The following is a 12,538-nucleotide window of genomic DNA, read 5'->3' on the forward strand; positions in this document are numbered from 1 at the left end:
GCGATCTTCGAGTTACGGCTGCTGTCGGCGTACGGAATGCCCTACTTGAGCTCGCGCTTGAGGATCTTGCCGGTGGCGGTCATCGGCAGGGCGTCGACGATCTCGACGATGCGCGGGTACTTGTAGGCCGCCATCTGCTCCTTCGACCACGCGACGATCTCCTCGGAGGTCGCCGAGGCGCCGGGCTTGAGCACGAGGACCGCCTTGATCTCCTCGCCGTGGGAGTCGTGCGGGACGCCGATCACGGCGGCCAGCGAGACCGCCGGGTGGGTCAGCAGGACCTCTTCGATCTCGCGCGGGTAGACGTTGAAGCCGCCGCGGATGATGAGCTCCTTGGCGCGGTCGACGATGTAGTACCACCCGTCCTCGTCGCGCTTGGCGAGGTCGCCCGAGCGGAACCAGCCCTCCGAGGTGAGCACCTCGGCGGTGGCCTCGGGACGGTTGTAGTAGCCCTTGAAGATGTTGTGGCCCTTGATCGCGATCTCGCCGATCGCGTCGGCGGTCCACTCGATGTCGTCCCACGACGCCGGGTCGATCAGGCGCATCTCGACACCGGGGATCGGGACGCCGATCGAGCCCGGCCGCACCGGCTGGCCGTAGAGCGAGAACGACGCCACCGGCGAGGTCTCGGAGAGTCCGTAGCCCTCGAGGATGGTCACGCCGAAGCGCTTCTCGAACTCCTTGTGGATCTCGACCGGGAGGGCCGAGCCACCGGCGGCCGCGACCCGCAGGTTCTTGGCGAGCGTGGCCACGTCGACGTCCTCGGAGAGGGCACCGAGCAGGCCCCAGTACATCGTGGGCACACCGGCGAAGAAGGTGACGCCCTCCTTGAGCATCGTCGCCAGCGCGGCCGCGGCGTCGAAGCGGGGCAGCAGCACGACGGTGCCACCGAAGGCGATCGCGCCGTTCTGCACCACGGTCTGACCGAAGGCATGGAAGAGGGGCAGCACGGCGAGATAGGTGTCGGGCCGCTCGGCCGAGGCACCGAAGAGCTCGGCGCCGGCCAGCGCGTTGTCGCGCATGTTGCGGTGACGCAGCTCGGCGCCCTTGGGCTGCCCGGTGGTGCCGGAGGTGTAGAGGATGACCGCGGTGTCGTCCTCGTCGGTGGCCACGGTCTCGAAGGTCGGCGGCTGGGCCCCGATGCCCTGACCGAGCGTGGTCACACCCTCGATCGGCGACGCGGCGGTCGGGTCGGCGGTGATCAGGAAGAGGTTCTCGACCCCGGCCTCCTGCGCACCGGCGTGGGCCTCGGCGCCGATGGCGAGCTCCGGGGTGCCCTCGAAGGCGAAGAGGGCCTTCGCGTCGGAGTCCTTGAGGTGATAGGCCACCTCGCGTCCCTTGAGCAGCACGTTGAGCGGGACGACGGTGGCTCCGGCCTTGAGGATGCCGAAGTAGACCATCGTGAAGTAGGGCAGGTTCGGGCTCATCAGGGCGACCCGGTCACCCGCACCGATGCCCTTGCTCGCCAGCAGGTTCGCGACCTGGTTGGCGGCACCGTTGATCTGGGCGTAGTTCAGGCGGATGTCGCCCAGGACGATCGCGGTGCGCTCGGGATAGGTCGCCGCCGAGTCTTCGAGCAGCGAAGCGAGGTTGTACGTGGACACTTGGCCTCCAGTGGTGTGCGTGTTACGCGTCACAACTTACCCGCTGGTAGCCAACCAAGAAACAAGGTCCGCGGTTTTTAGTGCGACACGTGTCTCAGAATCGGTGCCCGGTCAGTTTCTCGTACGCCTCGACGTACTTCGCCCGCGTGCGCGCGACGATCTCCTCGGGCAGCTCCGGCGGCGGGCCACCGGCGGCGCGGTCCCAGCCGGCCTCCGGCGAGAGCAGCCAGCGCCGGATCACGTCCTTGTCGAAGCTGGGGATCGCGGTGCCGGGGTGCCACTGGCTCGCGTCCCAGTAGCGGGAGGAGTCCGGAGTGAGCACCTCGTCGGCGAGCACGATCGTGCGGATGCCCAGGTCGTCCTGACGTACGCCGAACTCGAACTTCGTGTCGGCCAGGATGAGGCCGCAGCCGCGGGCGATCTCGTCGGCGCACTGGTAGACCGCCAGGGTGAGCCGGCGGACCGCGGCAGCGTCGTCCTCGCCGATCAGCTTGGAGATGTATTCGTAGGTGACGTTCTCGTCGTGGTCGCCGAGCTCGGCCTTGGTGGCCGGGGTGAAGATCGGCGGGGTGAGCCGGGAGCCGTCGACCAGGCCGGCCGGGAGCCGGATGCCGCAGACCTCGCCGGTGGCCTCGTACTCACGCAGGCCCGACCCGGTCAGGTAGCCGCGCGCGACACACTCGACGGGCAGCATGTGGAGCTTCTGGGCGACCACCGCACGGCCCTCGACGGCCGCAGGGACGTCGGTCGAGAGCACGTGGGTCGGGACCAGGTCCTCGAACTGCTCGAACCACCACATCGACAGCCGGGTGAGGATCTCACCCTTGTCCGGGATGACCGTGTCGAAGACGTGGTCGAAGGCCGAGATGCGGTCGCTGGCGACCATCAGGAGCTGGCCGGCGTACGGCCCCTCCTCGAGCTCGTAGAGGTCGCGCACCTTGCCGGAGTGGAGGTGCTTCGCGCCCGGGATCGCCGGCGCCGGCGGGATGTTGAGTTCAGCCACAGGATCAGCCTAAGAGATAGTCCTCCCGAACCGTTTCTCGCTTAAGTAGACTGTTTCGAGCGATTTAAGCGAGAGGGCCGCCCATGGAACGACGACCACAGCCAGACTTCTTGATCATCGGGGCGCCGAAGGCCGGGACCACGGCCCTGCACTCGGCGCTGGCGAGGCACCCGCAGGTGTTCGCCACGACACCGAAGGAGCCGAAGTACTGGCTCTGCGACGACGCTCCGCCGCCGCACTGGCGCGGCCCCGGCGACAAGCACTCCCAGCAGGAGTGGGTCTGGCGGCGGCAGGACTACGACCGGCTCTTCGCCGCCGCCCCCGAGCACGCGGTCCGGGGCGAGAGCACGCCGTTCTACCTCTGGTCCACCAGCGCCCAGCGGCGGATCGCCCAGGAGCTTCCGGAGGTGAAGCTGATCGCCGTCGTGCGCGACCCGATCGATCGCGCCTACTCCAACTGGATGCACCTGTGGTGTGACGGACTGGAGCCCGTCGCCGACTTCCCCGCCGCGTTCCGGCTCCAGGACCGGCGCGCCGACGACGGCTGGGCGCCGTTCTGGCGCTATCGCGAGCTCGGGCTCTACGGCCGGCAGCTCGACCACCTCTACGGGCTGGTCGGCGAGGACCGTGTGCTGGTGGTGCGCTACCGCGACATCGTCGACGAGCCGGCCGCGACCGTCGACCGCGCGTGCCGCTTCCTCGGCATCGAGCAGGGCCACGTCGACCACATCCCGAAGGACAACCACAGGACGTACGTCGAACCCGGCTGGCGCCCGAAGGTGCTCGGTCCGGTGATCCGGGGCGGAGCCTGGCTCGGTCAGTTCGCCCCGCCGGAGGTGTGGCGTCGGAGCTACCCGCCGCTGCTGCGTCAACTCTCCGGGCCGGGCGACCACCACCGGCCCCGGCTGAGGCCGGAGCAGCGCGAGCAGCTGCTGCCCGCCTTCGCCGAGGACATCGAGCTGCTCACCAAGGTGAGCGGTCAGGACTTCTCCGACTGGCTCTCCACCGCGAGCCGGGGATCGTTCCAGGAGCGCGCAAGACTCGCGGAGAACCTCAGCGAACCAGCGTGATCAGGTCGTGGGCGCCGTCCTCACGGGCGGCCTCCACGTAGTAGCGGATCCGGCCGTCGGGCAGCGCCACCGCGCTGGCGTAGCGGAAGGCGCCGTCGGAGTGCGGGCTGGTGACCGGGCCGGCCGCCGGGTCGGCGACCAGGCGGGTGCCGTCCCAGCGGGCGACGCCGGTGGTCTCGTACCAGTTGGACTCGGCGTCGGCACGGCCGTCGTAGAGGACGACGAGCGGATCATGGGAGACGACCGTGGTGACCCGGGCCCCGCGGGCGTCCCAGCGACCGGGACGTCCGGCGAGGACCTCACCGTCGTCGTGCCACTCCAAGCCGTCGGTGGAGGTGAGGTAGCGGGTCGTCATCCGGTCCTCGTGGCCGGGCTCGGTGAGCGGGTGGCAGCACAACCACATCTGCCAGGTCTGGGTCACCGGGTCGATCGCGATCACCGGGTCCTTGACCGCGACGGTGTCGCTGCCGGGATGGACGACCTGACGGTGGCCCTCGGGGAGCCCCTCGACGGTGTCGGCGGTGAGGCTGTCGACCCACCAGTGCTTGGAGTCCCAGGTGGCGCAGGAGAGGTAGAGCCGCCAGCCTCCATCGTCAGGAAGCGGCACCAGCACGGGTCGCTCCAGCGACTCGCAGCCGAACTGGTCGCGGTGGACCTCGGTCACGGTCTCGAACCGCACCCCGTCGGTCGACCGGGCGACACTGACCGTCACCCCGCGCCCGTCCGAGAGCGGGCGCCGGTTGCGCCAGGTCAGCCAGAAGACCCCGTCGACCAGGACCGCGCTCGCCGCGCCGGCCCAGTTGCCCGGCCCCTCGCCCGGTGCGGGGACGACGACCTCGGCGCCGTCGTAGGACGGCAGGGACGACAGCGTGGCGATACTCATGGAGCCAATGATAGTCAATCCACTCACTCGACTAATCAGCCGCGCCGTGGTCACACGGGCATGTAACACGTCGTTGGTAGGACTCCTCGCCCTATCGGAACGCCCGGATAGTCCGCCAAACAGCGTGTTACTTCTCCGCCCGCTGTGGCATCGTTCGAGCCATGGCCGAGACAGCTGATCAGATCTATGCCCGCGTCCAGGCCGGCGGCGACCTGCCCGCTCCGAGCGTGACCGAGTGGGACGTCTTCCCGTGGGTCGTACGCGACGGCGAGATCGCTCCCAAGCCGCTCGCTCCCCCGGCGCCCGAGGAGTCGCGAAGCGGCGAGGACGGCGTGGACTGCAACCTGTGCGGCACCGATCTGCCGGGCGTGATCTGGCAGGACGAGAGCTGGCGGGTGAAGCACCTGAAGCAGTCCGGCCTGCCGCTGGTGCTGATCCTCGAGCCGCTCGAGCACTACGACCTGCCCGATCTCGACGAGCACCAGGCGGCCGAGTTCGGGGTCCTCACGGTGCGGCTCGCCAGGATCGTGGAGAGCCTGCCCAACATCGCCCGTTGCCACGCGATGCGGATCGGCGACGGCGCCGAGCACCTGCACATGTGGTTCCTGGCCCGCCCGAAGGACCTGCTCTCCGTACGCGGCAGCTTCTCGCCCGACTGGGACGACATCCTCCCGCCCGGCCCCGAGGAGGTCTGGCGCGCCGACCTCGCCGAGGTGGCCCGCAAGCTCACCACCCACGGCGGCGAAGCCCTGGTCTGATGGACCTGACCGACGAGGCGGACGTACGTCGCCTGCTGGATGTGATCGAGCAGGAGATCGTCCCGCTGACCCGTGCCGGCGTGGCCGCGGGCAACAAGATCTTCGGTGCCGCGATCGTGCGCCGCGCGGACCTCTCGACGGTGGTCGCCGAGACCAACAACGAGACCGAGAACCCGCTGTGGCACGGGGAGATCCATGCCATCAAGCGCTTCTTCGAGCTGCCGGCCGAGGACCGGCCGGCGCCCGCCGACTGCCTGCTGCTGGCGACCCACGAGCCGTGCTCGCTGTGCCTGTCGGGGATCGCCTGGTCCGGGTTCCCCGAGTTCGCCTACCTCTTCAGCCACCAGGACTCGGCCGACTCCTTCGCGATCCCCTACGACCTGGCGATCCTGAAGGGCGTCTACGCCGTCCCGGACCCCGACCGTGACGAGGTGGCCCCGGGACGCGACCTCTACAACCGCACCAACGCCTACTTCGTCAGCACCGGGCTCGCCGCGCTCGCCGACCCCGACCAGCTCGTCCGGATCGCCGTGATCTACGACGAGCTCTCGGCGGCCTACCAGGCGGGGAAGGGCGGCGGCGCGATCGCCCACCCCTGAGGTACGACTCAGTCGCCGCTGCGCCAGCGGAGCAGCCCGGCCGACGCGGAGAGCGCCACGACCACGGCGCCGTAGACGTAGGTCGTGGTCGCGAGGCCGATCTGCGGCGTCAGCACCCCGGCGATGACGGCGGGGACGCCGAAGGCCAGGTAGGACACGATGAAGATCACCGCGAAGACCTCGGCCCGCTCATGGGCCGGGAGGAGCGGCATGATCGTGCGCAGGATGCCGAAGAAGGCCGTGCCGAAGCCGGTGCCCGCGACGACCACGGCGACGAGGTAGGCGGTTGCCGAGCCGGTCGCGAGGGCGAGCAGGCTGAGCACCGTGCCGACGGCCAGCGCGGCCGTGCCGTAGAGCGTCGTCGCTCGCGCCGAGCGGTTCCGGAAGGCGTACGCAGCCGCCGCTCCGGCACCGGCCAGGGCACCGATCGCCAGCCCCTGGAGGATGTGGCTGGAGGCGCCCAGCTCGGTGCGTACGATCGCCGCGCCGAGCGAGAGGAACAGCCCACCGGTGGCCCAGCCGGCGAAGATCGCCGGGGCGCTGCGGGCGAGCAGGCCCCGGATCGCCGGCGGCACCGCGATCCGCGGACGCAGCGAGGCGACCAGCCCCTCGTGACGCGGAGCGGTCTCCGGGGCGAGCCACACTCCCGCCGCGAGCAGGAGCGAGAGCACGACGAGCGCATCAAACACGATGAGCCGCGCGTCGCCGCTCATCTGAAGGGCCACGCCGGCGGCGACGGCACCGACCGCCAGGCCGGCCATCGGCGCGACGGCGTTGACCACCGCCGCCGATCCGGGCCGCGAGGGCCGCTCGAAATCGGCCACGGCGGCCGAGAGGGTCGAGAGCAGCAGGCCGCTCGCGACCCCCTGCAGGATCCGCGCCTCGAAGAGGGCGGCGGCGGTGTCGGCACCCTGGAAGAGCGCGAAGCTGGCCGCCAGCAGGAGGAACCCGACGGTCACCACCGGACGCCGGCCGACGTGGTCGGAGACCGAACCGAACACGAGCAGGGTGGCCAGCAGAGCCACGGCGTAGACGGCGAAGACCGCCGTCATCACCCAGGGCTGCAGCCCGAGGGTCACCTGGAGGTCGGGATAGAAGGGCGAGGGCGCGCTGGCCCCGGCCATCATCAGCACGACCGCCCCGAGGGCCACTCCCGCGCCGAGTCGCCGGCCGACGACGGCGTCCGTCGTCGTACCGCTCACTACCTCTGCCGACATCACCACTCCATCCATCGTTCGAATTATTTCGAACCTTTTAGGAGAGTACGTGCCTTCCACTGACTGTGCAACTATTATCGAACCATGAGTTCTTCCCCGGACCTTCCGCATCCCGATCGGTCGGAGATCTCACTGACGACCGTGCTCTTCGCGCTCAGCGACCCCGAGCGCCTGGCGATCGCCCGTCAGCTGGTCGACGGACCTCTCGACATGGCGGAGTGCCACCTGAGCAACCCGGACGTGCCGAAGTCGACCAAGTCGCACCTGATGAAGGTGCTGCGTACGGCCGGCGTGGTCCGCAACGAGGCCAACGGCCGCGCCCGGCGGCTCTCGCTGCGCCGCGAGGACCTCGACGCTCGGTTCCCGGGGCTCCTCGATGCCGTGCTCTCGGCCGAGAAGGACAGCGCGAACCCCTAGCCGCGGCGCGCGCGCCAGGGGGCCGGGCGTCCGTGCAGGAACCACTCCATGTTGCGGGTGATCCACGGCAGCCCGAAGTAGGTCATGAACGGCAGCGTCACGACCATCACCCCGAGCACCTTCAGCGGCAGCGCCCATTCCCCGACGAGCGGTCCGATCAGCCAGTTGGCGAGCAGGCTGACCGGATAGAACATCAGGAAGATCGTGATCGTCTGCTTCCACCGCGGCGGGGCCGTCGCGACCCCGGAGACCTGCTCGACGTCGTAGGTGCTCGGCGGGTCGAACCAACCCTCGATGCCCGTACGCCGCTCGATCCTGGTCTCCTCGACGAACGGCTCGCCCGCACCGAGCCACCAGCCGCGCTGGCGGCTGTTGTCCCAGCTCCCCAAGGTCTCGTGGGAGTCGAACCGGTAGAGCAGGTGCCACTGGTCGGAGTCCGGCGACGGCCGCACCCAGCCCGCCCCCAGGAAGCCGGGGAACTCGCTGGCCAGCCGGATCCCCGCCTGCATCCAGGCGACCATCTCGTCGCGGCGCTCCACGGAGACTCGACGGGCGATGGTCACGGTTACCGGGTCTGACATGCCATCCATCGTCGCAGCCACGTACGCCACCTCCCCAGCCCTCGCATAGGTTTGCGGCATGTCTGTGGTGAAGATCAATGCAATCCAGGTTCCGGACGGTGCGGGCGCCGAGCTCGAGAAGCGGTTCGCGGCACGCGCAGGGACCGTCGACAAGTCGCCGGGGTTCCTCGGCTTCCAGCTGCTGCGCCCGGTCGCCGGCGACGACCGCTACTTCGTCGTCACCCACTGGGACTCGGAGGAGTCCTTCGCCGCCTGGCGCGACGGGGATGCGCGCGCCGCGCATGCGACCCCGCCGGGTGAGGCGCCGCGCAAGCCGGTCTCCACCGGTGCCGACCTGCTGGAGTTCGAGGTCGTGCTGGACGTCAAGCCGGCCTGACGTCGGAGACGTCCGAGACGCCGGGGATGCTGACGCCTCCTCGGCGCACCAAGGCCTGTTCACCCCGCTGGACGACCTTGTAGAAGTGCTCGCTCCTCCCGCGCAGCAGCGGCGTAGATCCGAGGAGCGAGAGGCGGCCGTGGGCGAGACGGCTGGCGGTGCGTACGCCCCGCCATCTCCTCTCGGCCGCGGCCGACCACGGGATGCCGTAGTGCTCGCGGACGGTCGCCGGGAGACTGCCCTGGACGACGGTCCGGAGCGTCTCGGAGGTCGGTGACCCACCGGGGAGGTGGTAGCCGGCGGTGCCGGCGATGTGCCGGCCGACCAGGCGAGCCTCGTCGACGAGATGCGGCTCGTCCGAGGCCAGCCAGGCGTCGAAGCGGCGGCGGAAGTCGGGATAGGACGTCGGGGCGGCGTCGGCCGGCATCCCGAAGAGACCGGCCCAGGTCACGAACCCCTCGAAGAGCTGCTCGCGCTCGTCCGGACGCAGCGGCCTGACCAGGGCGTCGTACATGAACTCGACCGAGTCCAGCGCGAACGCCGCCGTCCACCACATCAGCCCGGGGTCGGCCGCGGAGTAGGTCGCGCCCGCCGGGTGCGCGGGGCCGCCGTCGACCTCCATCGCGCCCTCCACGGGCACATGACGGCGCGCCGTGAACGCGAGCGCCCGGTCGGCCTCCTCCGTGGTGCCGAGGAAGACCGTCTCCATCAGCCGAGCGGTCAGCGCGAGCCTCGTGTAGGGCGTCGCTCGGTGTGCCGTGTGCTGCGCGGTGCCGACGAAGAGCCGCGGGTGCAGGCCGCCGATCACCAGCGCCCGTTGTCCCCAGGTCAGCCCGACGGCCCGCTGACGCATCGCACGGACGACCATCGAGTCTGCGGCGAAGTACCCGGGCATACCGACAGTGTGGCACTGCGTGGCGGCAGGTCGCGGGGGTTCAGGCCGGCTGCAGCGCCGGGACGACGTACTCCCTGGTCAGCGGCGCGAAGTCGGCGCCCTCGGTGATCTCGGCGAGCGTCGCCCAGCGCAGCTCCGCGATCTCGGCAGCTGCGTCCGGGGTCACCTCGCCGGTCCAGGTGAAGACCGTCGAGCGCACCATGTGCCCAGGCTCGTTGGCGGCGGCCGCCTCGAACTCGCCGAGCAGGGTGAGGTCCTTGACCTGCAGGCGTACGCCGAGCTCCTCGGCCACCTCACGGACGGCCGCCTGCGCGGCCGACTCCCCCGGCTCCAGCTTTCCGCCGGGGAGCATGAAGCTCGCGGTGCCGTTCTTGCGGACGGTCAGCATCCGCCCGTCACCGTCGCGGAAGACGACCGCCGCGACGGTGATCACGGGACTCAGAGGATCTCTCCGGGCGCGTAGGCGGCAGCCTCGGGGTGGCGGGCGGTGACGGCCTCCACGCGGCGTACGACCTCCTGGACCTGCGCGACGGCGGCACCGGTGAACTCGATCGGCGCCGCGACGAGCGACGTGATCTGTTCCTCGGTCAGGCCCAGGCGCGGGTCGGCGCCGAGCTTGGCGAAGACGTCGTTCTCCGCCTGGCCCTTGCGCATCGACAGCGCGGTGCCGACGGCGGCCTCCTTGATCGCCTCGTGGGCCTCCTCGCGGCCGACGCCGTTGCGGACCGCGGCCATCAGCACCTTGGTGGTCGCCAGGAACGGCAGGTAGCGGTCGAGCTCGCGCTGGATCACGGCCGGGAAGGCGCCGAACTCGTCGAGCACGGTCAGGAAGGTCTGGAAGAGGCCGTCGGCGGCGAAGAAGGCGTCCGGGAGTGCGACGCGGCGCACGACCGAGTCGGAGACGTCGCCCTCGTTCCACTGGTCGCCGGCCAGCTCGGAGATCATCGAGAGGTAGCCGCGGAGCACGACCGAGAGGCCGTTGACCCGCTCGGTGGAGCGCGAGTTCATCTTGTGCGGCATCGCCGAGGAGCCGACCTGGCCCTCCTTGAAGCCCTCGGTGACCAGCTCGTTGCCGGCCATCAGCCGGATCGTGGTCGAGAGGTTGGACGGACCGGAGATCAGCTGGACCAGCGCCGAGACCGCGTCGAAGTCGAGGGAGCGCGGGTAGACCTGGCCGACGCTGGTGAAGACGTTCTCGAAGCCGAGGTGGTCCGCGACCCGCTCCTCGAGCTGCGCGAGCTTGTCCGCGTCACCGTCGAGCAGGTCGAGCATGTCCTGCGCGGTGCCCATCGGGCCCTTGATCCCGCGCAGCGGGTAGCGGGCGATGAGCTCCTCGACCCGCTGGAGCCCGACCAGCATCTCGTCGGCGACGGTCGCGAACCGCTTGCCGAGCGTCGTCGCCTGGGCCGCGACGTTGTGGCTGCGGCCGGCCATGACGGTCGTCTCGTGCTCGGTCGCAAGCCGGGCCAGGCGGGCCAGCGTCGCGACGGCACGGTCGCGGATCAGCTTCAGGCTCGAGAGGACCTGGAGCTGCTCGACGTTCTCGGTCAGGTCGCGGCTGGTCATGCCCTTGTGGATGTGCTCGTGACCGGCCAGCGCGGCGAACTCCTCGATCCGCGCCTTCACGTCGTGGCGGGTGATCCGCTCACGGGCCGCGATCGAGTCGAGGTCGACACCGGACTCACCTTGGGCGACGACCTTCTCGTACGCCTCCACCACCCCGTCGGGGACGTCGATGCCGAGATCCTTCTGGGCCTTGAGCACAGCGATCCAGAGCTGACGCTCCAGGACGATCTTGTGCTCGGGACTCCAGATCCCGGCGAGGTCGGCCGCGGCATAGCGGTTGGCGAGAACGTTGGGCACCACAGTCACGGCGGATATTCTCCCATGCTCCGTGCCCACCCCCACTAACGTGGCGGTATGGCCCTGCGGATCCTCGCCAGCCGGCCCGATCCGGCGATCTACACCCTGCCCTGGTCACTCCCCCTGGAGGAGTGGCCGGACGACGTCGTGGTGCCCCTGACTCGCGGGCTGAGCCGCCATGTCGTACGCATCGTGCGGGTGCGCAACAACATCTACGCGGTCAAGGAGACCCAGGCCGACATCGCCCGCCGCGAGTACGACATGCTGCGCGAGCTCCAGCGCCTCGGCCTGCCGACCGTGGTCGCCAAGAGCGTCGTCACCGGTCGCAAGGACCACGACGGCAACGACCTCGGCGCCGCGCTGATGACCGAGCACCTCACCTACTCGCTCCCCTACCGGGCGCTGTTCGAGAGGGGCCTGGCCGCCGACCGGCTGCCGAGCCTGATCGACGCCCTCGTCGTCCTGCTCGTACGCCTCCACCTGGCCGGCTTCTACTGGGGCGACGTGTCCTTGTCGAACGTCCTGTTCGTGCGCGACGCGGCTGGCTTCGCCGCCTACCTGGTCGATGCCGAGACCGGCGAGCTGAAGCCCGAGCTCTCCGACCGGCTGCGGGAGTACGACCTCGAGGTCGCCTACCAGAACATCTACGGCGAGCTGCTCGACCTGCAGGCGAGCGAGTCGCTGCCGGAGGCCTTCCCGATCGACGCGATCGTCGAGCGGCTCCAGGACCGCTACGACGCGCTGTGGCGCGAGCTCACCGAGGAGCAGGTCTTCTCCGCGGAGGAGATGTGGCACATCGAGCAGCGCATCGAGCGCCTCCACGACCTCGGCTTCGACGTCGAGGAGCTCGACATCACCGCCAGCGAGGACGGCGACACCGTGGCCCTCCGCCCGCGGGTGGTCGAGCTCGGCCACCACCGCCGCGAGCTGCGTACCCTGACCGGGCTCGACGTCCAGGACGCCCAGGCACGGCGGATCCTCAACGACATCTCCGCTTTCCGCGCCACCCGCGAGCTCGGCGACCGGCCGATCGAGGTCGCCGCGAGCCGCTGGCTGCGCGAGGTCTACGAGCCCATCGTCGCGATGCGACCGGCCGGCGCCGCCGCCAAGCTCACCCCGGCGCAGACGTTCCACGAGATCCTCGAGCACCGCTGGGTGCTCTCCCAGTTCGCCGGCGAGTGGGTCAAGCTCATCAACGCCGCCGAGTCCTACTACGAGGACGTCATCCAGCACCGCCCCGACGAGGCCGTCACCCCGCCCGCCGAGGAATGA

Annotated in this window: 14 protein-coding genes; 6 read left to right on the top strand and 8 right to left on the bottom strand. The window is 70.2% G+C overall.

All coding sequences use genetic code 11. The features are described 5' to 3' along the window. Window positions 1-41: 41 nt before the first annotated feature. Together ACIRON_RS29700 and ACIRON_RS29705 are read right to left on the bottom strand one after the other, a co-directional pair. Window positions 42-1,604 carry a long-chain fatty acid--CoA ligase gene (locus ACIRON_RS29700; RefSeq protein WP_402998657.1) on the bottom strand — a complete coding sequence of 521 codons (1,563 nt, stop codon included), beginning with the start codon at window positions 1,602-1,604 and terminating at the stop codon, window positions 42-44. Window positions 1,605-1,698: 94 nt separating this feature from the next. Then, a complete protein-coding gene (locus ACIRON_RS29705; RefSeq protein WP_402998659.1) occupies window positions 1,699-2,607 on the bottom strand; it encodes a phosphoribosylaminoimidazolesuccinocarboxamide synthase in 909 nt (302 codons plus the stop codon). A gap of 83 nt (window positions 2,608-2,690) precedes the next feature. Here ACIRON_RS29705 and ACIRON_RS29710 point away from each other — a divergent pair, with 83 nt between their 5' ends. Beyond that, window positions 2,691-3,677: a sulfotransferase family protein gene (locus ACIRON_RS29710; RefSeq protein ID WP_402998662.1), complete on the top strand. Its 987-nt coding sequence runs from the start codon at window positions 2,691-2,693 to the stop codon at window positions 3,675-3,677. Here ACIRON_RS29710 and ACIRON_RS29715 read toward each other — a convergent pair. Then, entirely contained in the window at window positions 3,661-4,560 is a 900-nt protein-coding gene (locus ACIRON_RS29715) for a hypothetical protein (protein WP_402998665.1), read from the bottom strand. The genes ACIRON_RS29710 and ACIRON_RS29715 overlap by 17 nt on opposite strands. Window positions 4,561-4,721: 161 nt before the next feature. On the opposite strand from ACIRON_RS29715, the gene ACIRON_RS29720 reads away from it, so the two are divergent. Together ACIRON_RS29720 and ACIRON_RS29725 are read left to right on the top strand one after the other, a co-directional pair. Continuing rightward, on the top strand, window positions 4,722-5,318 hold the full coding sequence (locus ACIRON_RS29720) for a hypothetical protein (protein ID WP_402998668.1): 597 nt from the start codon (window positions 4,722-4,724) through the stop codon (window positions 5,316-5,318). Further along, window positions 5,318-5,917, top strand: a complete 600-nt coding sequence (locus ACIRON_RS29725; protein ID WP_402998671.1) for a nucleoside deaminase — start codon at window positions 5,318-5,320, stop codon at window positions 5,915-5,917. The genes ACIRON_RS29720 and ACIRON_RS29725 overlap by 1 nt, the downstream gene beginning before the upstream one ends. An 8-nt stretch (window positions 5,918-5,925) precedes the next feature. Here the strand turns inward: ACIRON_RS29725 and ACIRON_RS29730 are convergent, their stop codons facing one another. Next, window positions 5,926-7,134: an MFS transporter gene (locus tag ACIRON_RS29730; RefSeq protein ID WP_402998673.1), complete on the bottom strand. Its 1,209-nt coding sequence runs from the start codon at window positions 7,132-7,134 to the stop codon at window positions 5,926-5,928. 84 nt (window positions 7,135-7,218) lie between these two features. On the opposite strand from ACIRON_RS29730, the gene ACIRON_RS29735 reads away from it, so the two are divergent. Continuing rightward, window positions 7,219-7,551, top strand: a complete 333-nt coding sequence (locus ACIRON_RS29735; RefSeq protein ID WP_402998676.1) for an ArsR/SmtB family transcription factor — start codon at window positions 7,219-7,221, stop codon at window positions 7,549-7,551. Here the strand turns inward: ACIRON_RS29735 and ACIRON_RS29740 are convergent. Continuing rightward, window positions 7,548-8,132, bottom strand: coding sequence for an antibiotic biosynthesis monooxygenase (locus tag ACIRON_RS29740; RefSeq protein ID WP_402998679.1), 585 nt, complete (start codon window positions 8,130-8,132; stop codon window positions 7,548-7,550). The genes ACIRON_RS29735 and ACIRON_RS29740 overlap by 4 nt on opposite strands. A gap of 58 nt (window positions 8,133-8,190) precedes the next feature. On the opposite strand from ACIRON_RS29740, the gene ACIRON_RS29745 reads away from it, so the two are divergent. Next, window positions 8,191-8,508, top strand: coding sequence for an antibiotic biosynthesis monooxygenase family protein (locus ACIRON_RS29745; protein ID WP_402998682.1), 318 nt, complete (start codon window positions 8,191-8,193; stop codon window positions 8,506-8,508). Here ACIRON_RS29745 and ACIRON_RS29750 read toward each other — a convergent pair. From ACIRON_RS29750 to purB, 3 genes are read right to left on the bottom strand one after another with little or no spacing between them, the layout of a single operon-like run. Then, the gene (locus ACIRON_RS29750; protein ID WP_402998684.1) at window positions 8,495-9,403 is read right to left on the bottom strand and encodes an oxygenase MpaB family protein; all 909 of its coding nucleotides are present in this window, start codon (window positions 9,401-9,403) and stop codon (window positions 8,495-8,497) included. The two genes, ACIRON_RS29745 and ACIRON_RS29750, sit on opposite strands and share 14 nt — an antisense overlap. A gap of 40 nt (window positions 9,404-9,443) precedes the next feature. Continuing rightward, the gene (locus tag ACIRON_RS29755) at window positions 9,444-9,836 is read right to left on the bottom strand and encodes an NUDIX domain-containing protein (protein WP_402998687.1); all 393 of its coding nucleotides are present in this window, start codon (window positions 9,834-9,836) and stop codon (window positions 9,444-9,446) included. A gap of 5 nt (window positions 9,837-9,841) precedes the next feature. Continuing rightward, the gene (gene purB / locus ACIRON_RS29760) at window positions 9,842-11,284 is read right to left on the bottom strand and encodes an adenylosuccinate lyase (protein ID WP_402998756.1); all 1,443 of its coding nucleotides are present in this window, start codon (window positions 11,282-11,284) and stop codon (window positions 9,842-9,844) included. A 39-nt stretch (window positions 11,285-11,323) separates the two neighbouring features. Between purB and ACIRON_RS29765 the strand changes: the two genes are divergently transcribed. Beyond that, complete coding sequence (locus tag ACIRON_RS29765) at window positions 11,324-12,538, top strand: DUF4032 domain-containing protein (RefSeq protein WP_402998690.1); 1,215 nt, start codon at window positions 11,324-11,326, stop codon at window positions 12,536-12,538.

The sequence above is a fragment of the Nocardioides sp. NPDC101246 genome (genome assembly GCF_044767415.1).
Lineage (GTDB): Bacteria > Actinomycetota > Actinomycetes > Propionibacteriales > Nocardioidaceae > Nocardioides.

Coding starts and splice junctions, on each gene's coding strand:
- ACIRON_RS29725 (WP_402998671.1), top strand. CDS start 5,318: ATGGACCTGACCGACGAGGCGGACGTACGTCGCCTGCTGGATGTGATC.
- ACIRON_RS29735 (WP_402998676.1), top strand. CDS start 7,219: ATGAGTTCTTCCCCGGACCTTCCGCATCCCGATCGGTCGGAGATCTCA.
- ACIRON_RS29745 (WP_402998682.1), top strand. CDS start 8,191: ATGTCTGTGGTGAAGATCAATGCAATCCAGGTTCCGGACGGTGCGGGC.
- ACIRON_RS29715 (WP_402998665.1), bottom strand. CDS start 4,560: ATGAGTATCGCCACGCTGTCGTCCCTGCCGTCCTACGACGGCGCCGAG.
- ACIRON_RS29765 (WP_402998690.1), top strand. CDS start 11,324: ATGGCCCTGCGGATCCTCGCCAGCCGGCCCGATCCGGCGATCTACACC.
- ACIRON_RS29710 (WP_402998662.1), top strand. CDS start 2,691: ATGGAACGACGACCACAGCCAGACTTCTTGATCATCGGGGCGCCGAAG.
- ACIRON_RS29750 (WP_402998684.1), bottom strand. CDS start 9,403: ATGCCCGGGTACTTCGCCGCAGACTCGATGGTCGTCCGTGCGATGCGT.
- ACIRON_RS29720 (WP_402998668.1), top strand. CDS start 4,722: ATGGCCGAGACAGCTGATCAGATCTATGCCCGCGTCCAGGCCGGCGGC.
- ACIRON_RS29740 (WP_402998679.1), bottom strand. CDS start 8,132: ATGTCAGACCCGGTAACCGTGACCATCGCCCGTCGAGTCTCCGTGGAG.
- ACIRON_RS29730 (WP_402998673.1), bottom strand. CDS start 7,134: ATGTCGGCAGAGGTAGTGAGCGGTACGACGACGGACGCCGTCGTCGGC.